We start from the raw sequence: 24288 nt of genomic DNA on the forward strand, positions 1-24288 counted from the left end.
GGCGTTAAGACCCCGGCTCTTTTTTCTTATACGGTTAGCTGACTACGTTCGGCACGGATAAAGCGTTCTACCGTGCGGATGGAGCGGGGAAACTCAAGGCCTCTGTCAAGGATCTTAATTTCGCTCTTTTTCACTTCAAAAAGCTTGGTGATATCGCGAATGGCCTTGTCCACGTCGAATTCCTTGCAGGAGAAGATATCAACGCTCATGTAGAGCTTTTCAGGAAAGGTGTGGATGCTTATATGGCTTTCTGCGATAATCACAAAGCCAGAAATGCCCCAATCTTCTGGCACAGGTGCGTGATACTTGAACACATAAGGGGGCATTATTTTGGTCATTTTGATTTCTTCGGGATAATTGCTCAAGAAATCATAGATAAAGTCGATGTCCATGAGCTTTTCCCGGTTGCAACCATACCCGTCAAGTACCAAGTGCTGTCCGAATCCATACTCCATCTTTTCCATGGCCGTCCCTCCTTAAAAAACTTAATTAAAAAGTGGGCGGAGATACCACCCACAGGATTTGGGCCATGGAGCGCCCCACGTTTTCCACGAAATGGCGCTGATCGGCCCGAAAGTAAAAACAATCACCCTTGCGGAGCTTTTCTGCCCGCGTGCCTAACCAGAGCTTGATAACCCCTTTAAGCACAAAGCCAAATTCTTCGCCCTCGTGGGGCGCATCTGGTGTGGTCTGCTCCCCGGGGTTAAGCGAAACCAGCACCGGTTCCATTATCCTTCTTCCTGATCCTGGAACCAAAAATTCAACACCTTGGCCTTCTATCTTTTGACGATCGTCTTTACGAAATACCACCCGCTCAGGGGGGTCTTCCTTAAAAAAACTTGCTAAGTCTGTTCCCAGCACGTCTAAAATGTCTTTAAGCGTAACTATCGAGGGATAGGTCAAATCCCTCTCAAGTTGCGAAATATAACCTTTGGTCAAGCCTGCACGACTTGCCAATTCTTCCTGAGTAAGATCATTTGCTACACGCAATTTTCTAATTTTTTCTCCTATGCGTAACATATATTGGCCTTTAAGGCGTCTCCATAAAAAGTAAACCTGAACCGACCTTAGCCAAGGCCAAGTCCAGGCTTGATTACAATCTTTAAACCAAAAGTTTAGTTATAGTGCGGCGGAACATATAAAAATTTTTTGGAAGGTTGTCAAGGTTTTTGCCCAAAAATTTTTCGGAAATTGTCAAAAGAGGGTTGAGTGAGAAAAATGGAACGGATCCCTTTCGACAAGTTTGTAATGGTTTCTAACAAGCTTGGTTAAAAGTAAGCCCCGTAAACTGGCTTAACAACTAATGAACGCCAAAGCGGGGGCCAATCTTTAAGTCTTTTTCGCTGAAAATCTCCGCTGTAAATAGGTAAATTTCGGTTTCGGGGTCTTGCCAGCAGCCTGGAGGAAGCCCTGCTTTCAAGCAGGTATGATCAAGAAAGGTTTTTCTGTCCCAGCCGTATTCTGTGGCTACCTGGGGTAACAAAACACCACGGTTTATACCACGGACAATATAGATGCCGTGTTTTCCAACTTCTATCTCGTTGATATCTTCTGCGCGCCACATGGGAGACAGCACAGAGATTTCAATTTCTACCTCAGGAAGTTCTTCAGGGGAAAGAGGGGGAAAACGCGGATCATTAAAGGCCGCTGAGCGAGCCATTTCAAATACTGTTTTGTAAAGCGGACCTTCTGGATGAAAGGTGCCGATACAGCCTCTTAACTGGCCGTTTTTATGAAGGGTTACGAATGCGCCATAAGGTTCAAGGAGCTTTGGGGGAAGCTCCTGAGGAAGCCTTGGCGGGCGCCCCTCAAGGGCGCTCGCAATGCTTTCCCTGGCAATATAAAGTAAAAGTGCTTTTTCCGTGTCGTTTAGGCCGATTACCTTGGTCATTTTACTTCACCAGTTTCAAAATTTGTTCTTCTTTTAAAACTCCAGAAATAACCTTTCCGTCAGGAAAAATATAAGTCGGTGTGGCCCTGATGCCCAGCCCCGGAAGTGTTTTTAAAGTTTTTTCTACCTTTTTCTTTCCTTCTTCGCATTGGGTGCCGGTATAACCTTCCCTTAATTCTTTTAGGCCTTTTTTATCACAGATGATAGCGACGGCCTTTTCTTTGGCCTTGGGGTGAAGCCTCTCAAGGGGCATAAAAATTACGTTTACTCTAATCTTCCCTTTTTTGATCATTTCGTGAAGAATCCCTTCTGCCCTTTTACAATGAGGGCAATCAGGGTCTGTGATGAAAAATATTTCAGGGCCCTTTCCCTCACTGAAAGCTACGAGTTTTTTAAGTTCTGCTAGTTTTTCCTTTGAGAGCCGGTTGAGGTCAGTGATGCGTTCCTGGGTAAGGTCCAAGCGTGCGGCAATGTCTATTATGCGACCAAGGACCAAATATTTCCCTTTTTCGTCGATATAAAGAGGTCTTTTGCCTCCTGCGGTTTTTATTACCACTTCGCAAAGCCCTTTGATGGGTGAGGGCTTAACGCTTAATACGTTTATTTTTTGGCCACCAAAAAGAGGAGAAAGGGTTTTTTCTGTTTCCTTGGCGGAAGGGCAGGTGGCAAAGCTAACTCCTGCAAACAACAAAAGAACCAAACAGCTCAAAACAATCGATCTTTTCATGAAAAACCTCCTCATTTTATTCTTAATTTTCGGTTAAGCTCCCTTGAAGATTTAACACTAATAGGGCAATATCTCACCAAACTTTTTGAATTTTTTAAAAAAATTTTAAGGAGGTTCTTTTAAAAATGAACCTTTTAGACAAGAAAACTCTTCTTGCTCCAGGCCCTGTTCCTGTTCCTCCAAAGGCCCTGCTGGCTATGGCAAAGCCCGTTATTCATCACAGGCTTCCGGAATTTTCTGCGATCCTTTCTAAGATTCGGGAAGACCTGAAATACCTTTTTCAAACCAAAGAAGACGTCTTATTTTTTGCGTCCTCTGGCACTGGTGCCATGGAATCCTGTGTGGCTAATCTTTTTTCCCCTGGAGAAAAGGTAATCGTTGTCCGAGGTGGTAAATTTGGTGAAAGATGGGGGAAGCTTGCCGAGACTTACCGTTTAGACCCTGTATATATCGATGTTGAATGGGGGGAAGCGGTTCCACTTGAGGCTGTAGAACGTGCCCTTAGTGAGAACCCTGACGCCAAGGGCCTCTTGATCCAGGCCCATGAGACTTCCACCGGGGTAAAACATCCTGTGGCAGAGATTGCCTCCCTTACAAGAGAAAAAGACATTTTATTGGTGGTGGATGCTATTTCAGCCCTGGGCGTATATCCTCTTCCTTTTGATGAGCTTGGGATCGATGCCATGGTGGCGGGTTCTCAAAAAAGCCTTGCCTTACCCCCTGGGCTTTCTTTTGTAGCCCTTTCCCAAAAGGCCTGGGACCGCGTAGAGAAAACAACTTCTCCTCGTTATTACTTTGACTTCCGCAAAGAAAAAAAGGCGCTTGCTAAAAAAACTACGGCCTTTACCCCTGCGGTTTCTTTGCTTTACGGCCTTTCAGAGATTCTTGCGCGGATAAAAGAAGTGGGGCTTGAGCGCCTTTTTGCCCATTACCAGCGCCTGGCCGGGGCCTGTCGTGCTGGTATAGCTGCCATGGGGCTTGATCTTTTTGCCAAAGCTCCCTGTGAGGCGCTCACCATTGTTAAAGTGCCTGAAGGCGTTGATGGGGCGAAACTAATGAAGCTTATGCGTGAGAAATATCAGGTCACCATGGCAGGTGGGCAGGCCAAACTGAAAGGCAAGGTGGTCCGCATTGCCCATCTTGGTTATCAGGGTCCCCTTGATGTTATCACAGCCCTTGCTACCCTTGAAATGGCCTTAACAGAGCTTGGCTATAAGGTACCGCTGGGTGCCGGTGTGGCCGCGGCTCAAAAATATTTTCTCGCAAACAAGGAGGTCTAAAAATGAAAGTCTTGGTTAGTGATCCCATAGCCGAAGACGGGATAAAAATTTTAAAAGAAGCGGGCCTTGAGGTAATAGTCAAAACAGGCCTTCCCAAAGAAGAGCTCATCGAAGAGTTAAAAAACGACATTGAAGCCATAATTATTCGTAGTGCCACCAAAATGACCGCAGACGTGATCGAAGCTGCCCCCAAACTTAAGCTTATTGCCCGGGCAGGGACAGGCCTTGATAACGTAGATATCGATGCGGCGAACCGCAAAGGCATTGTGGTGATGAACTGCCCCGGAGGAAATACCGTTTCTGCAGCAGAGCACACCATCGCCATGATGATGGCTCTTGCGCGAAATATTCCCCAGGCCACGGCCTCTATGAAGGCGGGCAAATGGGAGAAAAAGAAATTTCTTGGCCGCGAAGTAAACGGAAAGACCTTAGGAATTATTGGCCTGGGCCGCATTGGTTCCGTGGTAGCTGACCGCGCCAAGGGCCTTAAGATGCGCGTTATTGCCTATGATCCCTTTGTTAATCCCGATCAAGCTGCGAAGATGGGTATCGAGGTCATGAGCCTTGATGAACTTTTGCCTCAGGCGGATTTTATCACCATCCACGTGCCCCTTACCAAAGAAACCAAAGGCTTTATCAACAAAGAAAAATTCGACAAAATGAAAGACGGCGTGATGCTAATTCACTGCGCCCGTGGCGGTATTGTGAACGAAAAAGACCTTTACGAAGCCATGGTTTCAGGAAAAGTTGCCGGCGCAGCTTTAGATGTGTTTGAGCAGGAGCCGCCTCCAGAGGATTACCCACTCTTTAAATTAGAAAATTTTATCTGCACTCCCCATCTGGGAGCTTCTACGGTTGAAGCGCAGAAGAATGTGGCGCTTGCCGTTGCCTCTCAGGTGGTAGATTTCTTGGTCCATGGGGTGGTGCGCAACGCGGTGAACATGCCTTCTGTTTCAGCCGAACTTCTTCCTGTGCTTAAGCCTTATCTCAAGCTTGCTGAAAAACTTGGTGCCCTTCAGGCCCAGCTTGCCGAAGGCCCCATCCAGGAAGTAAACATCGAGTATCAGGGAGATGTTGCCAATCTTGATACAAGGCCCCTTACCGTTGCCTTGCTAAAAGGGCTTCTTACCCCTGCTTTGCGTGAAGATGTAAACTTTGTTAATGCACCCATCCGTGCCAAAGAGCGCGGCATAAAAGTAACTGAGAGCAAAGTAAATACCGCGGAAGATTTCCTTAATCTCATAAAGGTGCGCGTAAAATACCCCGGAGGGGAAAACGTAGTTGCAGGCACCATCTTCGGCAAAAAAGAGCCCCGGATTGTACAGATAAACGATTTTCGCCTTGATGCGGTGCCTCAAGGGCACATGCTTTACCTTATGAACGAAGACCGGCCCGGGGTAATTGGCCAGATTGGCATTACCATTGGCGAACACGGGGTGAATATTTCCAGGATGCACGTGGGCCAAGAACCTGAACAAAAAGTAAACATAATCTTGCTTAGCATTGACCAGCCGGTTCCTGAAGACTTGTTACAAAAACTTAAAAAACTACCTGTCATAAAGCTGGTAAAACCCCTTGAGCTTTAAAGCCCCCGTACGGGGGCTCCCCCCCCATTTAATCTTCCTTGGTTTTCTGCGATAAATTGGTTATAAAAGAAGAGACTTTTGCAAAGTTCTCAAGAAGCAATTCCTCTAAAAGGAGAAGCTTATGGGTAAGTGGCGTTATCTGGTCGTCTTTTTGTTGGTTCTTACTTTTTTGGGGTGTAGTTCACCGGAAGAAAAAGTCTCAAAACACCTACAAAAGGGAACCGCGCTTGCTAAGGAAGGCAAACTCCGTGAGGCTGCCATTGAGTTTCAAAATGTTATCCAGCTTGATCCCAAAAATCCGCGTGCTCATTATGAACTAGCTGAGATTTACATGAAAGTGGGAGATTTCAGACGGGCCCTTTCTCAATATCGGAAAGCGGTAGATGTTGACCCTGAAAATATCGACGCCCGGTTAAAGCTTGCTTCCTTGCTTATTGCGGCAGGAAAATTAGACGAAGCAGAAGATCACGTTCAATACGTACTAAAAAAAGAACCTGAAAACGAAAAAGCCCTTACCACGCTTGCTACTATTCGCCTGCGGCAAAAAAAGTTTGGCGAAGCGGAAAAGCTTGCTGATAAAGTCCTTACCAAAGACCCCGATAATATAGAAGCCCTTGTCATCCTTTCAGCAGTTTATCGCGAGCGTGGGGAACTTGACAAAGCCGAACAAAAGCTCAAACAGGCCCTGGCCAAAGCCCCTGAGAACATTTTTCTTTACGAGCTTTTGTTGCAACATTATCTCCGGGCCGGGAAAACTAACGAAGCAGAAGCCCTTTTAAAAGAGGCTGCCGCGAAGTTTCCCAAACAGTTTCGTTTTGTCCGCGAGCTTGTTGCTCTCTATCTTGCCCAGGGTAAGGTCAAAGAAGCGGAAGACTTTTTGGTTTCCTGGAACCAGAATCATCCCGATGATGTACGGGGAAAACTAGCCCTCATTGATGTTTACCGCCAGACTGGGCGGGCTGATGAGGCCCTTAAACTTGCCGAGGAAAGCCTTAAAAAATGGCCTAATTCGTTAGATTTAACGGCCTCTCTTGCTTATCTTTTAGTAAACAAAAGGGAGTTTGATAAAGCTAAGTCTTTGGTTGATGAAATCCTTGCCAAGGATCCCAACCATCCTATCGCCCATTTGGTAAGGGGGAAAATTCGCTTTGCCAAAGGTCTTTTGGCTGAGGCTCTAGATGATTTCCAAATCGCCCTTAAAAGCAGACCTCGCCTTGCAGAGGCCTATCACTACATTGGTGTTATCAAGCTTATGCAGGGCAAGGGCGAGGAGGCACGCACTGCCCTTGAGAAGGCCTTAGAGCTTAATCCTTTAGCCGTAAAGACGCGGCTGATTTATGCCCGTCTGCTCTTAGCCCAGGGAGAACCTGAAAAGGCAAGGCAAGAGGCTATAACCGTTCTTAAAATTGCCCCGAAAAATCTCGAAGCAGGGCTAATTATGGGCCTTTCTTATATGGCTGAGAAGAAATTCACCGAAGCAGAAAAGATCTATAAACGTCTGGTAGAGCTTTTCCCCAATAATCCTACGGTGCACTTTTCCTACGCAACCTGCCTTCACGCCCAGAAAAAACTAAAAGAAGCCCTTGCAGAGTATCAAAAGACCCTTGAGCTTGCGCCTAATCACCTTCTTGCCCTTACGCGTCTGGTGAAATACCATCTTGCGAAAAAAGAACCTGATAAGGCCCTTGCACTTATTGACAAACAGTTTCCTTATTTCAAAAACAGGGCTCCGCTTTATTACCTTAAGGCCCAGGTCTATCTCGCTAAAAAAGATATAGCTGCCGCAGAGAAGAACCTAAAGCTTGCCCTTCAAGAAAACGATAAGTTTCTCCCAGCCTACACCCTGCTTATTGCGATATACGGAAAAGAAGGAAAACTTGAAAACGCCCTTGCTGAGTGCGAAAAAGCACTTAAAAAACAGCCTCAAAACCTGGCCCTTTTGATGACCAAGGCTGCTATTCTTGAAAGACTTGGCAAAAAAGACGAAGCTGAAAAGGTCTATCGTGAGATTATCGCGATAAATCCTGATTTTTACCCCGCCCTTAATAACCTTGCCTGGATGCTTGCAGAAAAAGGCGACACTGACGAAGCCTTTATTTTTGCCCAGAAGGCCCGGGAAAAGGCCCCAGAAAACCCCTTTATACTTGATACCTTTGGTTGGGTGCTTTACAAAAAGGGCTCTTATGATTTGGCAATTTCAATTTTTAACGACGTGCTTCAGAAAAATCCCGATTTTGTCCCCACGCGCTTGCACTTAGCCAAGGCTTATCTTGCCGCTGGCAAAAAGGCCAAGGCTATCGAAGAACTCGAAAAGATAGTAAAATCTCCTCTCAACTTTCCAGAGAAAGAGGAGGCTAAAAAGCTTCTTGAAGAACTCAAAAAATCTTAGGGATTTTACTTGCGAAGAACTGGAAGCCCTCTTTTCTGAAAGGGGGCTTCCAGCCTATCGGGGACGACAAGTTTTTAAATGGCTGGCAAGTCCTTTTGTGGAATCTTTTTCCCAGATGACTGACTTGCCCAAAAGTTTGCGCGAGGACCTTGCCCAAGAATTTTCTATTTTTTTGCCTGTACTTGAAGAAGAGCAGGTGTCTGCTGACGGTACGCGCAAGCTGGCCTTGCGTTTGGAAGACGAAAACCTTATCGAGTGTGTAGTTATCCCCGAGGAGGACCACTTCACCCTTTGTGTTTCTTCTCAGGTGGGCTGCGCTATGGGGTGCGCCTTTTGCCTTACGGCCAAGATGGGGTTTAAGCGTAATCTTAAGCCTCATGAGATAATTGCCCAGGTAATTAGAGCAAAAGAAGTTCTGATCAGGAAAGATCTCCTTGCTGAAAAACCTTTGCGCAATATTGTTTTCATGGGCATGGGGGAGCCTCTTGCCAATTATGAAAATGTCCTTTGTGCTTTAAAAATCCTGTTTGATGAAAGGGGGCTTAATTTTTCGCGAAGAAGGGTCACTGTTTCAACCGTGGGCCTTGTCCCCCAGATAGAACGGCTTGGGCGCGATATTAAGGTCAAGCTTGCCATATCTCTTCACGCCCCAGATGATGAAACACGCACCAAGCTTATGCCGATAAATAGGCGTTATCCTTTAAACGCTCTGATGGATGCTTGTCACAAGTATCCTTTGCCAAGGGGCTGGCGCATAACCTTTGAATACCTGATGCTCCGTGGAATAAATGATTCTCCAGAACATGCCCAAAAGCTTGCCAGGCTTTTGCGCAAAGTTCCTGCCAAAATAAATTTGATTCCCTTTAACGAGCATCCTCTGCTTCCTTTTCGTTCTTCTGAGGAGAAGACCATCCTGCGTTTTCAGGAAATCCTGTTAGAGTATGGCTATGTGGCCACGATCCGCAAAAGCAAGGGCAGAGACATCTCGGCAGCCTGTGGCCAATTAGCCACCGAGCTTGCGGCATGAGAAAAGAACACGTTACGGTAATCGGCGGTGGTTTGGCAGGCTCTGAAGCCTCGTGGCATTTGGCGTGCCGCGGGGTGCCGGTGCGCCTTTTTGAAATGCGGCCAAAGAAACTCACCCCTGCCCACAAAACAGGGAAACTTGCAGAACTTGTCTGTTCAAACTCTTTGCGCTCCAAAGACCTTACGAGCGCGGTGGGGCTCCTTAAGGAAGAACTAAGAAGGCTTCGTTCACTGATCATGGCTGCGGCCCTTGTGAGTGAAGTCCCTGCAGGCAAGGCCCTTGCCGTTGATAGAGAGCTTTTTGCCGCATACGTTACTGAAAAAATTACCACCCATCCCTTAATTGAAGTTATCAATCAAGAAATAACAGCTATTCCGGAAGAGGGGATCGTTATCATTGCCACAGGTCCTCTTACTTCAGAGGCCCTGGCAGAGGACTTAAAGCGCTATACAGGTGAGGACTTTTTTCATTTTTACGATGCCATTGCCCCTATTGTTTATGCTGATTCTATCAATTGGGACAAGGTCTTTCGGGCAGATCGCTATTCTGACGAAGAAGGGGCGTATATCAATTGCCCGATGACTAAAGAAGAATACGAACGTTTTATTGACGCACTTCTTACTGCTGAAAAAGTTCCTTTTCACGACTTTGAAAAACCAAAATACTTCGAAGGATGTTTGCCCATAGAAGTAATGGCTGAGCGGGGGCGGGAGACCCTTCGTTTTGGCCCTATGAAACCAGTGGGATTAAAAGACCCACGTACCGGCAAAGAGCCCTACGCCGTGGTGCAGCTTCGGCCTGAAAACAAAGAAGGTACCCTTTATAACCTAGTGGGGTTTCAGACCAAGCTTAAATACAAAGAGCAGGAGCGTGTTTTCCGTATGATTCCAGGGCTTGAGCAGGCTGAGTTTGCCCGTTTTGGCTCGGTGCACCGCAACAGTTTCGTCTGTGCCCCCAGGGTCTTAACAAAGACCTTGCAACTCAAAAAAGAACCGCGCATTTTTCTTGCAGGGCAAATAAGCGGCGTGGAAGGTTATGTGGAATCAACGTCCATGGGCCTTTTGGCAGGGCTTAACGCTTCTCGCTTGTTCAGAGAAGCCAAAAGAGTTGTTCCCCCGCGCACCACCGCCCACGGGGCTTTAATTCACTATATAACCGAAGCTTCACCCAAACACTTCCAGCCTATGAATATCAACTGGGGACTTTTCCCACCTCTTGAGATGCCTGCAAGAGCGCGTAAAAAAATGCCCAAAAAGGAAAGATACCGACTTATGGCAGAGAGAGCCTTGAAAGACTTAGAGGCCTGGAAGGAAGAAGAGAAAATCTTGGCTGATTTTAATTGTTAAAGGAGAAATTCATGAACTGTCCAGCTTGCAACGGCAATATCCCAGAGGGAGCATTTTTTTGTCCCTATTGTGGTTACGATGTCAGGGGCAGTAAGCGCAAGTTCTGGTTCATGGCAGGGCTTGCAGGGGCCTTTGCAGGGGCCGCTTTGGTGCTGGTTTATCAACTGATTAAGGAAAGAGAGTTGTGGTTGAGCCACAAGGTAAATAACTCTTCTTCTTGTATTGGAGAAGACAGTGACGAAGATATTATGGACTTTTAAAGTTTTCTTTGACTTGCCGCCTTTAGCAAAACTTTGTAGCTTTAAAGAGAATTTTTTCTGAAAAAATATTGACACAGGGAGATTTGTATGAAGGTAAACGTGGAAGACATCACCTCAGTGCAGAAGAAACTTAAAGTAGAGTTGCCACCAGAAGTCGTTGCCAGGGAGATCGACAAGGCCTGTCAAAAGCTAAGCAAAGAGGTATCCGTAAAGGGTTTTCGCAAGGGGAAGGTTCCCAAAGCAGTAGTAAAGCGTTTATTCAGGGAACATATTGAAGAACGAGTTATCGAAAATCTTATTCAGGAAACCCTACCCAAGGCTATTGAAGAATCTAAGCTTGTTCCTATTGTAAGGCCTCTTATCGAATCTCACGACCAACTTCAGGAAAAGGAAGGTTTTTCCTATACCGCTGTGATTGACATAAGGCCTGAAATTGAAATTAAGCCTGAGGATTACAAAGGGCTTGAGATAGAAGCTTTGCCTACAGAAGTTACCGAAGAAGAGCTTGAAAACCACCTGCGTGCCATCCAGATGACTTTTGCAGACCTTAAACCTGCAGAGAAAGATCATGAAATCAGGGAAAATGATATCGCTATCCTCTCTTTCAAAGCCTATATAAACGGAGAGCCTGTGCCAGGGCATGAGGCCGAGGCCCTTTATGTAGATGTTGGAACGGGAGAATTTAACGAAACCATTGAAAAAGAACTTATTGGCAAAAAGGCAGGGGACAAAATAGAAGTCGACGTCACTTACCCTGAAGATGCTTTAAATGCCCAGCTTGCCGGGCAAACTGTTCACTACGAAGTTTTTATTCGCGAAGTTTATGTAAGGGATATTAAGCCTCTTGACGATGAGTTTATAAAGAAGATGAACCTTGGTTTTGAATCCGTAGAGCAGCTGCGTGAACGCATTAAAAACCGCTTAAAAGAAGAAAAAGAGAAAAAAGCCGAAGAGTTTTTGAAAGAGCAGGTGCTTGCAAAGCTTAGGGAAAAGATCCAGTTTGAAGTGCCTGAGCGTTACGTAGAATACAAATTGGCCCGTTTAATTGAGCAGATGCAGCAAAACCTTGAAGAAAAAGGCCATACTTTTGAATCAGCAGGCATTTCTGTACCTAAACTTAAAGAAAAACTGCGCCCTCTTGCTGAACAGCAGGCCAGGGAAGACCTTATCCTTGAAAAGATTGCCGAGCTTGAAAATATAAACGTTAGTGGAGAAGAACTTGAAGAAAAAGCCCAGATGCTTGCGCAAGCCACCAAGGCAAGCCTTGATGAAGCACGTGCAATCCTTGCCACTTCTATGGTGCCGCGCATCATAGCAGACAAGACTTTGCAATTCCTAGTATCTCAGGCTAAAATTAAAGAGATTCAAAAACAGGATGAAGTCCAAAGTGAGAGTGCTTCTGAGGGTGAATCTCAAGCTCAAGAAAAAGAAAGCGAGGGTTAGTTTATGTATGTGCCAATAGTTATTGAACAGACTTCGCGTGGGGAACGCGCTTATGATATTTACTCAAGGCTCTTAAAGGAACGCATCGTTTTTATCGGAGCCCCTATAGATGATCACCTGGCTAATCTGGTCATTGCTCAGCTTCTCTTCCTTGAGGCTGACGACCCTGATCGTGACATCACCCTTTACATCAACTCTCCTGGGGGCATTGTGACGGCTGGCTTAGCCATTTACGATACCATGCAATACATTAAGCCTGATGTCTGTACTCTTTGCCTTGGCCAGGCTGCTAGTATGGCAGCGGTGCTTTTAGCTGGCGGAGCCAAGGGCAAAAGATATGCCCTGCCGCACTCACGTATCATGCTCCACCAGCCTATTGGTAGTTTTCAGGGGCAGGCCACCGATGTTGATATCCAGGCCCGGGAGATTTTACGCCTTAGGGCTATGCTTAATGAGATCCTTGCCAAGCATACTGGTCAGCCTATTGATCAAATCCAAAAAGACACGGAACGCGATTTTTATATGTCCAGCGAAGAGGCGCAAAAATACGGAATTATTGATAAAATATTAACAAAGCGCCCTTCAAAGAAGGAGGATCAGAATAATGCCTAGGAAGAACAATAAAGGCTCAGATTTGCATTGTTCTTTTTGTGGGAAAAGCCAGCATGAAGTACGCAAGTTAATTGCTGGCCCCGCGGTTTATATTTGCGATGAATGTATCGAGCTTTGTAATGACATCATCGCTGAGGAATATGAACGCGAAGAGGGTGAAAAAACCAGGGAAGCAATCCCTAAGCCCTCAGAAATCAAGGCTTTCCTTGACCAATACGTAGTGGGCCAGGAAAAGGCCAAAAAGATTCTTTCAGTGGCTGTGCACAACCACTACAAACGTATTGAAAGCAAGGTGAACCTCGATGGTGTAGAGCTCCAGAAGAGCAACATCTTGTTGATCGGTCCCACTGGTTCCGGCAAGACCTTGCTTGCCCAGACACTTGCCAAGTTTTTGAACGTGCCTTTTACCATTGCTGATGCCACCACGCTTACCGAAGCGGGCTACGTGGGCGAAGATGTGGAAAACATTATCCTCAATCTTTTGCAGGCGGCTGATTATGACGTTGAGCTTGCCCAGCGCGGCATCGTCTATATCGACGAAATAGACAAAATTGCCAAAAAAAGCGACAGCCCCTCTATTACCAGAGATGTCTCTGGAGAGGGAGTGCAACAGGCCCTTCTTAAAATCCTTGAAGGCACAGTTGCCAACGTGCCACCCAAGGGAGGGCGCAAGCATCCACAACAGGAATTCATTAAGGTTGATACCACCAATATTCTCTTCATCTGTGGTGGAGCCTTTGTGGGGCTTGACCGCATTATCAAAGAGCGCCTTGGCCAGCGCTCCATAGGATTTGGGGCTGACATTAAAAGCGCCAAAGACATGTCCATTGGCGAAATTCTGGCACACGTTGAACCTGAAGATCTCATCAAATTTGGCATGATTCCAGAATTTGTTGGTCGTGTGCCTATCGTGGCCACCCTTGATGAACTCACTGAAAAAGAACTGGTAAGAATTCTCACTGAGCCTAAAAACGCCCTTGTCAAACAATATGAAAAACTATTTGAAATGGACGGTGTAAATCTTAGATTTACTGATGGAGCCCTTCACGCCATTGCGCGTGAGGCTATACGGCGCAAATGTGGCGCTCGTGGTTTGAGAGCCATCATGGAAGAGGCCATGTTTGAAATCATGTACGAGCTTCCCTCTATGGAGGGAGTCAAAGAAGTCGTGGTGACCGAAGAGGTCATCTTAAAACGCGAAAAACCAATAATAATTTATGAATCACAGGCCCAGCAGGCCTAAGAGGGATTATGGATACGAAAGAGATTAAAGAACAACTAACACTACCTTTACTTCCCTTGCGGGATATTGTCCTTTTTCCAGGACGTTTGGTGCCCCTTTTCATTGGGCGCGAAAAGAGCATCATGGCCATAGAACATGCTATGGCCGGGACTAAAGAAATCTTTCTTTCTGCCCAGAAAGACGCCCAGCTTGATGAGCCCGAAGAAAAAGACATCTACCGGGTGGGCACCATTGGAACCATTATTCAGATTTTGCGTTTGCCTGATGGGACGGTTAAGGCCCTTATTGAAGGGAAACAAAGGGCTAAGATAACCAAGTTTCTTCCAGGGCATCCCTTTTTCATGGTGGAGGTTGAGCCTAAGGCTGAAGTCATTGAGGCAGGCCCTGAGATCGAAGCTTTAGTGCGTCTTTGCCATCAGGCTTTTGAAGAATACACCAAAATCAACAAAAAGATTCCACCAGAGGTTGTCACTTCTATATTGAGCTTAAAAGACCCGTCTCGGCTTGCGGATCACATTGCCGCGGTACTTAACCTCAAGCTCTCCCAGAAGCAGCGGCTCCTTGAGATGGTAAATGTGAACAAGCGCCTGGAGATGGTCTTTGGTTATCTCCGCGGAGAGATGGAAGTCGTCAAGCTTGAACAGCGCATCAAAGAGCGGGTCAAGAAGCAGATGGAAAAGACCCAGCGAGACTACTATTTAAACGAACAGATGCGCGCTATCCAAAAAGAAATGGGAGAGCGTGAGGATGGCCGCGGAGATCTTGCTGATCTTGAAAAACGTATCAAACGCAAACGTTTGCCCAAACAGGTAGCCGCCAAGGTGCGACGGGAGTTTAAAAAACTCCAGATGATGTCGCCCATGTCAGCTGAGGCAACAGTGGTGCGCAATTATATCGATTGGCTGATTAGTATCCCCTGGTATGAGCGCACCAAGGACAAAATCGACATTGACGAAGCTGAAAAAATCCTTGACGCAGACCATTACGGTCTTGAAAAACCCAAGCAACGTATTCTGGAACACCTGGCCGTGCAAAAGCTGGTCAAAAAAATAAAAGGCCCCATCCTTTGTCTTGTCGGCCCTCCAGGTGTTGGTAAGACTTCACTTGCGAAATCGGTTGCCAGAGCCATGGGGCGTAATTTTGTGCGTATCTCCCTTGGTGGTGTGCGCGATGAGGCCGAGATCCGAGGCCATAGGCGTACTTATATCGGTGCCCTTCCTGGAAAGATTATCCAAGGCATGCGCAAGGCAGGAACCGTTAACCCGGTTTTTTGTCTTGACGAGATAGACAAAATAGGCACAGACTTTCGCGGTGATCCTGCGGCAGCGCTGCTAGAAGTCCTTGATCCAGAACAGAACTTTTCTTTTCAGGACCACTATCTTGAAGTTGATTATGATTTGTCAAACGTGCTTTTTATCACCACGGCCAATGCCTTGCATACGATTCCAGTACCTTTGCTTGACCGTATGGAAATTATTGAAATTCCGGGCTACACCGAAGAAGAGAAGCTAGAAATAGCCAAAGGCTATCTCATCCCGCGCCAGCTTGAGGCCCATGGTCTTTCTCCTGAGCTAGTTTCTTTTTCAGACAAAGCCATTTTAGAAATAATTAGACGCTATACCAAAGAAGCCGGCGTAAGGAACCTTGAGCGTGAAATAGCAGCCATTTGCCGTAAAATCGCCAAAGAAGTGGCTAAAGATCCTAAAGCCTTTAAGCCCACCAGAGTTTTGGTTAGCAAAGTCCACAAATATCTCGGGATTCCTCGCTACCGCTACGGCATGGCTGAAGAGAAAAACGAAGTGGGTATGGCTACTGGTTTAGCCTGGACAGAGACAGGCGGTGCTTTTCTTCAGATAGAAGCGGTGATAATGCCTGGTAAAGGTAAATTGCTGATCACCGGAAAGCTTGGTGATGTTATGCAGGAGTCTGTTCAGGCCGCCATGAGTTACGTGCGTTCCCGGGCGCACCAGCTGGGACTTCCTCCTGATTTTTACCAGCGGATAGACATCCACGTGCATGTTCCTGAGGGGGCTATTCCCAAAGATGGTCCAAGTGCGGGGATAACCATAGCCACGGCCATTGTTTCTGCTTTGCTTAAGATTCCCGTAAAAAGAACCGTGGCCATGACCGGAGAGATTACTTTGCGCGGAAGAGTGCTTCCTATCGGTGGCCTTAAAGAAAAGCTCCTTGCTGCGCGCAGAGGAAACATTGAAACCGTAATTATTCCCAAAGAAAACGAAAAGGATCTCAAAGAGATACCGCAGAAGGTCATAAAGGACCTTGACATTGTCCAGGTGGAACATATGGACGAAGTACTTAAACTTGCGCTTGACCTGAAAGATCCTGATAAGCTCTTTCGCGATGTGCCACCGTATGCGCTTTTTGGGGATACCCAGGAAGGGAGCGAGATTCGCACACATTGATCTTGACATTCCTAGGTGGGCTTGTTACTTTTTACCCCGGTCTGGGCGGATAGCTCAGCGGGAGAGCATCGGCCTTACAAGCCGGGGGTCACAGGTTCAAATCCTGTTCCGCCCACCAGACATAGCAGAGAGTGCGGGGCTGTAGTTCAGTACGGTTAGAACGCCGGCCTGTCACGCCGGAGGTCGCGGGTTCAAGTCCCGTCAGCCCCGCCATCTTATTTTCCTTATGGACCTACTGTTTACCCTCAAAAAAATAATCCAGGCCCTTGTTATGCCTTCGGGCTTGGTTTTTATTTTTCTTTTTTTAGCCTTTATTGCTAATTTCTCCCGCTACCGCAAAAGTCAGGTAAGAGTCTTTTTGGTCCTGGCTTTTCTTACGTTTTATTCTTGCGCTACTTTTTTGCCCCGCCTTCTTTTGCATCCCTTGGAGAACAAATATCAAATTCCAACCCACAAAGAGCTAGTAAAGGCCAAAGCTATCGTGCTTCTGCCGTGCTATATTTCAGATAAACCAGGTCAGGGTTTAGTTGATCGCCTTGGCGGAGAAACTGCCAAAAGATTTCTTTCAGCTTTACGTCTTGCCAAGGAATTTCCAGAAAAACCCCTTATTATTGTGGGCGCTGGGGCCAAAGGGCATGAAGGCGCAAGCTATCTTTTGCTTCTAGCTAAAGAACTTGGTGTAGAAAAAGTCGAAGCCTTTGATAAGGCGCGGGATACCATTTCCAGTGCCAAAATTTTGCGCGGCCGCTTAAAAGACAAACCCTTTCTTTTGGTAACAGCGGCTTATCACATGCCGCGCTCAGTTTATCTTTTCAAAAAAGAAGGGCTTACTCCCATTCCTTATCCCGCCTACCGGGTGTCTCAAGGTTTTGGGTTCCCGTCTTTTTCTGATTTTTGGCCAAGGCCTATCAATCTTTTTTATAGCGATATTGCGGCTCATGAGTATTTAGGTCTTGCTTTTTATTGGCTTCGTGATCATATACCACTTAACTTATAGCTCTAGGGCTTGACCATGGCGGAAAAAGACTTCTTAAAAGAATTTAAAAGTCGTGGTGATGAAATCCTTGAGGCCTCTTTAGCAGTTAAAAGAAATTTCTGGCAAAAAGAATCCTCTAAAATCCTTGAAGCCGCGGCAAAGATTTACCAGTCACTTAACTCGCGCGGAAAACTTCTTATTTTTGGCAATGGTGGAAGTGCGGCTGATGCCCAGCATATGGCGGCAGAGTTTGTGAATCGGTTTCGCCTTGAAAGAAATCCCCTGCCTGCTATTGCGCTTACCACTGATACTTCCATATTAACAGCCATAGCCAATGATTATGATTTTTCTGAAGTCTTTGCCAAACAGATAAAGGCCCTGGCACACTCCAACGACGTTGCCCTTGGTATTAGCACCAGTGGCAATTCTCCCAACGTGTTAAAGGGGCTTGCGGCCGCCAGGAAATTGGGGCTCTTTACCATTGGCCTCACAGGTGGCACCGGGGGCAAAATGCGAGAGGTTTCTGATCTGTTGATAATTGTTCCCTCAAGTGAGACTCCCAGGATTCAAGAGGCGCATATCTTTTTTATTCATCTTGTTTGCGAACTGGTAGAGGAGGCGGCCTTTGGGGCTTAAACCTCTTAGCTTTGATAAGCTCAAAACCTACAGCCTTTTCGAACGGCCAAGCAAGGTGTCCATCGAGGCCCTTGCCAAACCCCTAAAAGAAGGCCTGAGTTTCAGAGATTTTCTTGACTGTCTTCCAAAAGAGCTTGCCGCCAAAGACTTACTGGAAATAGCCAGCCACATGGCGCGAGCCCTTCGCAATAAAAGGCCGGTTATCTGGGGTTTTGGGGCGCATGTCATTAAAGTTGGGCTTTCTCCAATTATCATTGAGCTTATGAAGCGCGGGGCCATTTCTGCGCTTATGGTTAACGGGGCCTGTATGGTGCATGATGCCGAGCTTGCGATGGCAGGTACCACTTCAGAAGATGTTGCTGTGGCCCTTCGCGATGGAAGCTTTGGTGCGGCGCGAGAAACAGGGGAGTTGTTAAACCGCGCCGCAGAACTTGGGCAAAAATCAGGCCTCGGGTATGCTCTAGGGCGCCTTATTCACGAAGGAAACTACCCTTATAAAGAATACAGCATTTTTGCCAGGGCCTATGAACTAGGGGTGCCGGTAACAGTGCACGTGGCCATTGGCACGGACATTGTTCACATACATCCAACGGCAAATGGGGCTGCTATTGGTGAGGCGTCGTTTTATGATTTCAGGCTGTTTTGTCGTTTGGTAAGCGAGCTTGAAGGTGGGGTCTTTTTCCTTGCTGGTTCGGCAGTGCTTTTGCCTGAGGTCTTCCTTAAGGCCCTTACCGTGGTTCGCAATCTTGGCTACCAAGTAGAAAAATTCGTGACGGTTAATTTTGATTTTATTAGGCAATATCGCCCGTTGACTAATGTAGTCAACCGTCCTACCATGACGGGCGGAAAAGGTTATCATATTACCGGGCATCACGAGATACTTATTCCCTTGCTTGCAGGGGCGTTACTTGAGGAGTTGGCCCATGAAACTCAAACTTGATTTTGGAAACATAGTTGCAGAGATTGAATTAAACGGCACGGCCTGTGCCAGGGCTATCTGGGAGGCTGCGCCTTTTTCTTCCCTTGTTCATCTCTGGGGCGAAGAGATTTACTTTGAAACACCTGTGACGCATTCCTTAGACGAAACTGCGAAAGATTTGGTAGAAAAGGGAGATGTTGGCTACTGGCCTGATGGAAAGGCCCTTTGTCTTTTCTTTGGGCCTACCCCTATTAGCAGTCCCGGGGAGATAAGGCCTGCAAGTGCGGTAAACATTGTCGGAAGGGTAATTACTTCCCTTGAAGACTTATATCACGTGCCTGAGGGTGCCGAGGTAACTGTTGAAAAAGCTTAGGAGGTGAGAGCTATGCCTATTTATGAGTTCACCTGTGCTGATTGTGGCGAAACCTTTGAAGAGCTTGTTTTAGGCGGAAAGATAGAAGGCCTTAAGTGCCCGAAATGTGGCAGCGAAAGGGTTGAAAAAATCATGTCTGCCTGTGCTTTTAAAAGTGGTGCCAAGTTTGTAAGTGCTTCTGGTAGTAGTGCTTGTTCTGGCTGCACCGCCACAAGTTGCAGCAGTTGTGGGAAATAGGAGGTTTCTTTGCGTAAAATAATCCGAGTAGGCACAAGGGGTTCTAAGTTAGCACTTGCCCAGACCAATTGGGTTATCGCCAAAATAAAAGAAAAGTATCCAGAAATAACCATTGAGACCCAGATCATTAAGACCAAGGGGGACAAGATCCTAGACGTCCCCTTGGCCAAGGTAGGGGGCAAGGGGCTTTTTGTAAAAGAAATTGAAGAGGCCCTTTTGCGCGAAGAAATTGACCTGGCCGTGCATAGCATGAAAGACGTGCCCACAGAGCTTCCTCAGGGCTTAGAGATTGCTATCATCCCCAAAAGGGAAAGTCCCTTTGATGTTTTGATTGCGCAAAATGGCGATGATCTTTCTTCTTTGCCTAAGGGCGCTTGTGTTGGCACAAGCAGTCTTCGCCGAGGGGCTCAACTGAGGGCCTATCGCCCAGATCTTAAGATAGAAAACTTAAGAGGTAATTTGGATACCCGGCTTCGTAAATTAAACGAAGGGCTTTATGATGCCATTATCGTAGCAGAGGCAGGGCTCATTCGTTTAGGCATAAACGAACCGCGCGTAAGACGTATTTCTCCTGAAATAATGCTTCCAGCCATTGGCCAGGGGGCACTGGCTATTGAAGTAAGGGCTGCTGACGACGAATTAAAAGAAGGCCTATCTTTTTTACATGACGAAGAAACTGCTGTGTGTGTTGCGGCTGAGCGTGCCTTTCTTGCTACCTTGGAAGGAGGCTGTCAGGTGCCGCTAGCAGCTTTTGCCCGCATTGAAAATGCCGAGCTTTCATTTGAGGCGCTGATTGCTGATCCCTTGGGGGAAAGAATTCTTAAAGAAAAGACCAAAGGCCCTTTGAGCCAGGCCCCTGAAATTGGCAAAGAAATGGCTTTAGAGCTCCTTGGCCGCGGAGGCCGCGAGATCTTGGACGAAGTTTACGGGAGTGCACAAAATGGCAGGTAAGGTTTATCTCATTGGAGCAGGCCCTGGAGATCCTGGGCTTATCACTGAAAAGGCCAGGCGTTTGATAGCAAGAGCAGATGTCATCGTCTATGACTACTTGGCTAACCCACGTTTTTTGGCTCTGGCGCGCAATGATGCCGAAAAAATCTACGTTGGCAAAAAAGGTGGGGATCACACCCTTTCTCAAGAGGGGATTAACCGCCTTTTAGTTGAAAAAGCCAAGCAGGGCAAGGTAGTTGCCAGGCTTAAGGGTGGAGATCCCTTTTTATTTGGTCGTGGTGGTGAAGAAGCAGAAGTCCTGGTGGAAGAAGGCATACCTTTTGAGGTAGTTCCTGGAGTCACTTCAGCTATTGCCGCACCTGCCTATGCCGGAATTCCCGTTACCCACCGGGAGCACACCTCCACTTTTACCATGGTTACCGGGCATGAAGATCCCACCAAAGAGGGCTCAGCGATTGATTGGGAAGCACTTGCCCGCATTGGTACCATTGCGTTTTTAATGGGAATGAAAAATCTTCCCAAAATATGCGAGAACCTTCTCCGCTATGGAAAATCGGAAACCACCCCTGTAGCAGTAGTTAGATGGGGGACTACTCCTAAACAGCAGGTAGTAGTGGGGACTTTGGCTGATATCGTGCGCAAGGTGGAAGAAGCAAAGCTTGGCCCACCTTCGATTATCCTGGTTGGTGAAGTGGTCAAGCTTCGCGAAAAACTGAACTGGTTTGAGACCAAACCCCTTTTTGCCAAAAGGATCGTCGTTACCAGAACCCGCGAGCAGGCAAGCCAGCTCCTTGAGATGTTGGAAGAACTTGGGGCTGAATGTTTGGAAATTCCCACAATCAAAATTGTCCCGCCTCCAAGTTTTGGGCCCCTTGAAGAGGCTATTGCAGACATAGATAGCTATGATTGGCTTATTTTTACCTCGGTAAACGGAGTAAAGATATTTTTTGAAAGGCTTTTTAGTGCTGGGAAAGACGCCAGGACCCTTGCCAATTTAAAAGTTGCTGCCATCGGAGTGGCCACCGCGGAATTAATTAAAACCTACGGTGTTTTGGTTGATTTGCTCCCCAAAGAGTTTAGGGCAGAGGGCCTTTTGGAAGCCCTTCTTGAGGAAGATCTTGCTGGGAAAAAGATTTTAATTCCAAGGGCCCTTGAGGCGCGAGAGATTCTTCCTCAAAAATTAAAAGAAGCCGGGGCGCATGTTTCTGTTGTGCCGGCTTATCAAACTGTTCTTCCCGAAGAAGAGGCAAAACGCTTAAAAGAAGAACTCAAAAAGGGCGTTCACCTCATCACCTTTACCAGTTCATCTACCGCGAAAAATCTCCTAAAAATGCTGGGGGATGATGCGTCCGCGCTTCTTAAAGGCGTGGTTTTGGCCTCAATTGGGCCAATTACCAGTGAGACCTTAAAGAAAGCGGGTTTCCCTCCCCAGATAGAAGCAAAAGAATACACTATTCCCGGGCTGGTTAAGGCTATTGTGGAATATTTCGCTTAAAGGCGGCCATAAACGATAAAATGCCGGTCTGTGACGATTTCTATTGCAAAATGCGCAAGGCCGGCTTGTTCAAGTTGAATTTTTATTTCTTCAGGGCGAAACCCTGCTAAAAGAGAGTGGTAAAAATCTCTTTTAAGTACTTCAGGTTCGTCTGCGGCATATTTTTCGACTATTTCCTTAGCAGCTTCCTGGCTCTCGGGGCGCAAAAGATCCATCACAAACACGTAAGCTTTGGGTTTAGCTACTTTTTTGATGGTTTCCCACATTACCAGGGGCTCTGGCAAGTGGTGTAAAAGAGAATTTACGATAACGGCGTCAAATGATTTTTCAGGTAAATCAGCCTCTGGGATTTTTCCAAGGATTAGTTTGATGCGCTTAGTAAGGCCTTCTTTTTCAAGGCGCATTTGGCCATATTTGAGCATGGCAGGGGAGCCATCAAGACCAATGATGGTGCATTCTGGATAGGCTTTAGCAAAGCGCACACTTATATCTGCTGGGCCGCAACCAAGGTCTAAGACAGTACCGGCAAACTCGGGGCCAAACTTTTTCCTGAAAAGATCCACAAACATCTGGTGCGGTGCGGAAAAATCAGCCAGGGCATAGGCCTTGGCTTGTTCTTCATCAAGCATAAGCTCAGGCTCAAGAATCCGTTCCACATTTTCCTCCGTTTTTTGCAGGGTTTTATCCGGGAATAAAATCTTTGGCAAGTTTTAAGAAGACTGCAGCGAGTTGTGGAAAAATATTGTTTAAAGATTTTGCAAAACACCTGGGATCCGTTCCCATTTTTTTCGTTCCGAAAAATGGGAACGGATCCCCCTTAATAGGCAACAGGTGATAATTCACAAAAAAATTTATAAAAAACTTCTTCAGGAGGGGAGCCTGTTTTAAGGGCGCGATCAACCTGAGAAAGGGCCTTAAAAATAAGGGGGAAGTCTCCGGCATCAAACTTTTTCAGGATAGGGAGCATTTTAAAGGCGGCGTATGGATGAAGCTTTGCCAGAGGTTTAGGCGGGTTATCCGCAAATGTTCTTTTAATGGCTTGGCGATAATGTTCTTGAAACGAACGATAATCACGCGGAATTTTTTGGGCTTCAGGAAAAACTTCCTTTAGCAAGTAGATTCTTTTGAGGAAGGTAAGAATAGTGGCAAGCACCACCAAGGGATGGATATTTTGAGAAAGAAGATCCTTCAAAACCTTAAGCCCTGCTTCTGGGCCTTCGCGAAAAAGAATTTCCATAAGAAGATAGGGGGCTTCTTCAGGCCGTGGCGTAACCACTTCCCTTACATCTTCAACGGTGATCACAGGTCTCTTTCCAACATAAAGAGAAAGCTTTTCAAGCTCGAGAGTGATAAAATTAAGATCTTCTCCCACCAGAGTTAGCAAGAGTTCTGCTGCCTGGCGGTCCATTTTTTTGCCGAAGGAAGCCAGGATCTCTGGGATTTCATAATGCAAAAGATCGCGCTCACGTGTTTTGGGAAGGGGCATTAACACAGCAAGTTTTTCCGCATATTCGTAAAGGGGATGGCTTTCTTTTAAACTTTCCAGTACAAGGATCAGGGTTAGCCTTTGCTTGTTCTTTTCAAGCCTTGCTAAAAAAGACTTGTCACAGGCGTTTATTATCTCTGAGGCATCTTTCAGGTAAATAACTTTTCTTCCAAAAAGGGCAGGGCTCCCGAGTATTTTTTCCTGGAATTGATTTTTGATTTCTTTGCTAGAAAACTCCTCACCCAAATGGCCAAGAGCTTTTAAATGCTTAAATAGACGTGCAGAAAGAGCAGCCCCTAGTTCTAGGTCGCCTAAAAACAAATAAAGTGGGGCAATGCGGTCTTTTTCCGCAAGCTCTAAAAGTTTTTTAAAATGTGGTCGCTTAAAAATTGGCATAAAATTATGCTATTACAGGGAGCTTTTTTTGTCGACTTTCTCCTCCGAGATCCCATTTTAGCTCTGAAAAATAGGAACCGATCTCAAGGATTGTGCAAAGGTCTCAATTTTAAGATTCAACCAATAATTTCATTTCTGTTATAATGCCTCTATGAGCACGAAAAAGCTCCCTGTAGGCATCCAGAGTTTTGTGGAAATCCGCACTGAGGGCTATTACTACGTAGATAAAACTTTCTTTGTAAAAAAACTGGTTGACGAAGGAAAGTATTTTTTTCTTTCCCGCCCAAGGCGTTTTGGTAAAAGCCTCTTTCTCGATACCTTGCGTCAGGCCTTTCTGGGCAAACGCGAGCTCTTTAAGGGGCTTTTCCTCGAAAACAATTGGGATTGGTCTAAAAACTATCCCGTAATCTATGTTTCTTTTGGTGCGGGAGTTATCGAAGACGAAAATGACCTGGTAAGACAGATTCTTTTGATTCTTGAAGAAAACCAGGAAACCTTAGAAATTACCTGTAAACACGCCGAAGATTACCGGGCCTGTTTTTATGAGCTCATCAAAAAGGCTGCACAAAAATACGGCACCAAAACCGTGGTG

Annotated in this window: 24 protein-coding genes and 2 tRNA genes; 20 read left to right on the top strand and 6 right to left on the bottom strand. The window is 46.3% G+C overall.

The window, feature by feature from the left end:
• Positions 1-26 precede the first annotated feature (26 nt).
• The 4 genes from speD to H528_RS0108065 all read right to left on the bottom strand — a co-directional run bounded on the left by speD (position 27) and on the right by H528_RS0108065 (position 2618).
• The gene (speD, locus tag H528_RS0108045) at positions 27-464 is read right to left on the bottom strand and encodes an adenosylmethionine decarboxylase (RefSeq protein ID WP_022853809.1); all 438 of its coding nucleotides are present in this window, start codon (positions 462-464) and stop codon (positions 27-29) included.
• A 25-nt stretch (positions 465-489) separates the two neighbouring features.
• The gene (locus tag H528_RS0108050; RefSeq protein ID WP_022853810.1) at positions 490-1020 is read right to left on the bottom strand and encodes a cupin domain-containing protein; all 531 of its coding nucleotides are present in this window, start codon (positions 1018-1020) and stop codon (positions 490-492) included.
• Between the two features lie 280 nt (positions 1021-1300).
• Entirely contained in the window at positions 1301-1891 is a 591-nt protein-coding gene (gene amrA / locus H528_RS0108060) for an AmmeMemoRadiSam system protein A (protein WP_022853811.1), read from the bottom strand.
• Position 1892: 1 nt separating this feature from the next.
• Entirely contained in the window at positions 1893-2618 is a 726-nt protein-coding gene (locus H528_RS0108065; RefSeq protein ID WP_022853812.1) for a DsbC family protein, read from the bottom strand.
• A gap of 125 nt (positions 2619-2743) precedes the next feature.
• Between H528_RS0108065 and H528_RS0108070 the strand changes: the two genes are divergently transcribed.
• The 19 genes from H528_RS0108070 (at position 2744) to cobA (ending at position 21814) form a co-directional block, all read left to right on the top strand.
• Entirely contained in the window at positions 2744-3898 is a 1155-nt protein-coding gene (locus tag H528_RS0108070; protein ID WP_022853813.1) for a pyridoxal-phosphate-dependent aminotransferase family protein, read from the top strand.
• A 2-nt stretch (positions 3899-3900) separates the two neighbouring features.
• Complete coding sequence (gene serA, locus H528_RS0108075) at positions 3901-5484, top strand: phosphoglycerate dehydrogenase (RefSeq protein ID WP_022853814.1); 1584 nt, start codon at positions 3901-3903, stop codon at positions 5482-5484.
• A gap of 121 nt (positions 5485-5605) precedes the next feature.
• Positions 5606-7873: a tetratricopeptide repeat protein gene (locus tag H528_RS0108080; protein ID WP_022853815.1), complete on the top strand. Its 2268-nt coding sequence runs from the start codon at positions 5606-5608 to the stop codon at positions 7871-7873.
• Entirely contained in the window at positions 7851-8900 is a 1050-nt protein-coding gene (rlmN, locus tag H528_RS0108085) for a dual-specificity RNA methyltransferase RlmN (RefSeq protein WP_022853816.1), read from the top strand. The genes H528_RS0108080 and rlmN overlap by 23 nt, the downstream gene beginning before the upstream one ends.
• A complete protein-coding gene (gene trmFO, locus H528_RS0108090) occupies positions 8897-10246 on the top strand; it encodes a methylenetetrahydrofolate--tRNA-(uracil(54)-C(5))-methyltransferase (FADH(2)-oxidizing) TrmFO (protein ID WP_022853817.1) in 1350 nt (449 codons plus the stop codon). Before rlmN ends, trmFO begins: the two co-directional genes overlap by 4 nt.
• Positions 10247-10257: 11 nt before the next feature.
• A complete protein-coding gene (locus H528_RS0108095) occupies positions 10258-10506 on the top strand; it encodes a zinc ribbon domain-containing protein (protein WP_022853818.1) in 249 nt (82 codons plus the stop codon).
• A gap of 87 nt (positions 10507-10593) precedes the next feature.
• A complete protein-coding gene (gene tig, locus H528_RS0108100; protein WP_022853819.1) occupies positions 10594-11949 on the top strand; it encodes a trigger factor in 1356 nt (451 codons plus the stop codon).
• A gap of 3 nt (positions 11950-11952) precedes the next feature.
• Positions 11953-12561, top strand: a complete 609-nt coding sequence (gene clpP, locus H528_RS0108105) for an ATP-dependent Clp endopeptidase proteolytic subunit ClpP (RefSeq protein ID WP_022853820.1) — start codon at positions 11953-11955, stop codon at positions 12559-12561.
• On the top strand, positions 12554-13804 hold the full coding sequence (gene clpX / locus H528_RS0108110; RefSeq protein WP_022853821.1) for an ATP-dependent Clp protease ATP-binding subunit ClpX: 1251 nt from the start codon (positions 12554-12556) through the stop codon (positions 13802-13804). Before clpP ends, clpX begins: the two co-directional genes overlap by 8 nt.
• Positions 13805-13812: 8 nt before the next feature.
• Positions 13813-16227 carry an endopeptidase La gene (gene lon / locus H528_RS0108115; RefSeq protein WP_022853822.1) on the top strand — a complete coding sequence of 805 codons (2415 nt, stop codon included), beginning with the start codon at positions 13813-13815 and terminating at the stop codon, positions 16225-16227.
• A gap of 43 nt (positions 16228-16270) precedes the next feature.
• A tRNA-Val gene (locus H528_RS0108120) sits at positions 16271-16345 on the top strand.
• 17 nt (positions 16346-16362) lie between these two features.
• Positions 16363-16440 (top strand) — tRNA-Asp (locus H528_RS0108125).
• Between the two features lie 13 nt (positions 16441-16453).
• Positions 16454-17224 (top strand): YdcF family protein, encoded by a 771-nt coding sequence (locus H528_RS14320; RefSeq protein WP_022853823.1) that lies wholly within the window; start codon positions 16454-16456, stop codon positions 17222-17224.
• A gap of 15 nt (positions 17225-17239) precedes the next feature.
• Positions 17240-17839 carry a D-sedoheptulose 7-phosphate isomerase gene (locus H528_RS0108135; protein ID WP_022853824.1) on the top strand — a complete coding sequence of 200 codons (600 nt, stop codon included), beginning with the start codon at positions 17240-17242 and terminating at the stop codon, positions 17837-17839.
• Positions 17829-18779, top strand: coding sequence for a GSU2086 family protein (locus H528_RS0108140; RefSeq protein ID WP_022853825.1), 951 nt, complete (start codon positions 17829-17831; stop codon positions 18777-18779). The genes H528_RS0108135 and H528_RS0108140 overlap by 11 nt, the downstream gene beginning before the upstream one ends.
• Positions 18763-19131 (top strand): cyclophilin-like fold protein, encoded by a 369-nt coding sequence (locus tag H528_RS0108145; protein ID WP_022853826.1) that lies wholly within the window; start codon positions 18763-18765, stop codon positions 19129-19131. The genes H528_RS0108140 and H528_RS0108145 overlap by 17 nt, the downstream gene beginning before the upstream one ends.
• Positions 19132-19143: 12 nt before the next feature.
• Positions 19144-19368: an FmdB family zinc ribbon protein gene (locus tag H528_RS0108150; protein ID WP_022853827.1), complete on the top strand. Its 225-nt coding sequence runs from the start codon at positions 19144-19146 to the stop codon at positions 19366-19368.
• 9 nt (positions 19369-19377) lie between these two features.
• Positions 19378-20319 carry a hydroxymethylbilane synthase gene (gene hemC / locus H528_RS0108155; RefSeq protein ID WP_022853828.1) on the top strand — a complete coding sequence of 314 codons (942 nt, stop codon included), beginning with the start codon at positions 19378-19380 and terminating at the stop codon, positions 20317-20319.
• On the top strand, positions 20309-21814 hold the full coding sequence (gene cobA / locus H528_RS0108160; protein WP_022853829.1) for a uroporphyrinogen-III C-methyltransferase: 1506 nt from the start codon (positions 20309-20311) through the stop codon (positions 21812-21814). The genes hemC and cobA overlap by 11 nt, the downstream gene beginning before the upstream one ends.
• Here cobA and H528_RS0108165 read toward each other — a convergent pair.
• A complete protein-coding gene (locus tag H528_RS0108165) occupies positions 21811-22470 on the bottom strand; it encodes a class I SAM-dependent methyltransferase (protein WP_022853830.1) in 660 nt (219 codons plus the stop codon). The genes cobA and H528_RS0108165 overlap by 4 nt on opposite strands.
• Before the next feature lie 161 nt (positions 22471-22631).
• Entirely contained in the window at positions 22632-23696 is a 1065-nt protein-coding gene (gene holA, locus H528_RS0108175) for a DNA polymerase III subunit delta (RefSeq protein ID WP_022853832.1), read from the bottom strand.
• A gap of 151 nt (positions 23697-23847) precedes the next feature.
• On the opposite strand from holA, the gene H528_RS0108180 reads away from it, so the two are divergent.
• Positions 23848-24288, top strand: a 441-nt coding sequence (locus H528_RS0108180) for an AAA family ATPase (protein ID WP_028845866.1), incomplete at its 3' end; no start/stop codon positions are given.

The organism is Thermodesulfatator atlanticus DSM 21156, assembly GCF_000421585.1.
GTDB lineage: Bacteria > Desulfobacterota > Thermodesulfobacteria > Thermodesulfobacteriales > Thermodesulfatatoraceae > Thermodesulfatator > Thermodesulfatator atlanticus.

Bases quoted from the DNA above. Each gene is read 5' to 3' on its own strand.
- clpX (WP_022853821.1), top strand. From the start codon at position 12,554: ATGCCTAGGAAGAACAATAAAGGCTCAGATTTGCATTGTTCTTTTTGT.
- H528_RS0108150 (WP_022853827.1), top strand. From the start codon at position 19,144: ATGCCTATTTATGAGTTCACCTGTGCTGATTGTGGCGAAACCTTTGAA.
- amrA (WP_022853811.1), bottom strand. From the start codon at position 1,891: ATGACCAAGGTAATCGGCCTAAACGACACGGAAAAAGCACTTTTACTT.
- trmFO (WP_022853817.1), top strand. From the start codon at position 8,897: ATGAGAAAAGAACACGTTACGGTAATCGGCGGTGGTTTGGCAGGCTCT.
- speD (WP_022853809.1), bottom strand. From the start codon at position 464: ATGGAAAAGATGGAGTATGGATTCGGACAGCACTTGGTACTTGACGGG.
- H528_RS0108080 (WP_022853815.1), top strand. From the start codon at position 5,606: ATGGGTAAGTGGCGTTATCTGGTCGTCTTTTTGTTGGTTCTTACTTTT.
- holA (WP_022853832.1), bottom strand. From the start codon at position 23,696: ATGCCAATTTTTAAGCGACCACATTTTAAAAAACTTTTAGAGCTTGCG.
- lon (WP_022853822.1), top strand. From the start codon at position 13,813: ATGGATACGAAAGAGATTAAAGAACAACTAACACTACCTTTACTTCCC.
- serA (WP_022853814.1), top strand. From the start codon at position 3,901: ATGAAAGTCTTGGTTAGTGATCCCATAGCCGAAGACGGGATAAAAATT.
- H528_RS0108095 (WP_022853818.1), top strand. From the start codon at position 10,258: ATGAACTGTCCAGCTTGCAACGGCAATATCCCAGAGGGAGCATTTTTT.
- H528_RS0108135 (WP_022853824.1), top strand. From the start codon at position 17,240: ATGGCGGAAAAAGACTTCTTAAAAGAATTTAAAAGTCGTGGTGATGAA.
- tig (WP_022853819.1), top strand. From the start codon at position 10,594: ATGAAGGTAAACGTGGAAGACATCACCTCAGTGCAGAAGAAACTTAAA.
- H528_RS14320 (WP_022853823.1), top strand. From the start codon at position 16,454: ATGGACCTACTGTTTACCCTCAAAAAAATAATCCAGGCCCTTGTTATG.
- clpP (WP_022853820.1), top strand. From the start codon at position 11,953: ATGTATGTGCCAATAGTTATTGAACAGACTTCGCGTGGGGAACGCGCT.
- H528_RS0108145 (WP_022853826.1), top strand. From the start codon at position 18,763: ATGAAACTCAAACTTGATTTTGGAAACATAGTTGCAGAGATTGAATTA.
- H528_RS0108070 (WP_022853813.1), top strand. From the start codon at position 2,744: ATGAACCTTTTAGACAAGAAAACTCTTCTTGCTCCAGGCCCTGTTCCT.
- H528_RS0108050 (WP_022853810.1), bottom strand. From the start codon at position 1,020: ATGTTACGCATAGGAGAAAAAATTAGAAAATTGCGTGTAGCAAATGAT.
- H528_RS0108065 (WP_022853812.1), bottom strand. From the start codon at position 2,618: ATGAAAAGATCGATTGTTTTGAGCTGTTTGGTTCTTTTGTTGTTTGCA.
- cobA (WP_022853829.1), top strand. From the start codon at position 20,309: ATGGCAGGTAAGGTTTATCTCATTGGAGCAGGCCCTGGAGATCCTGGG.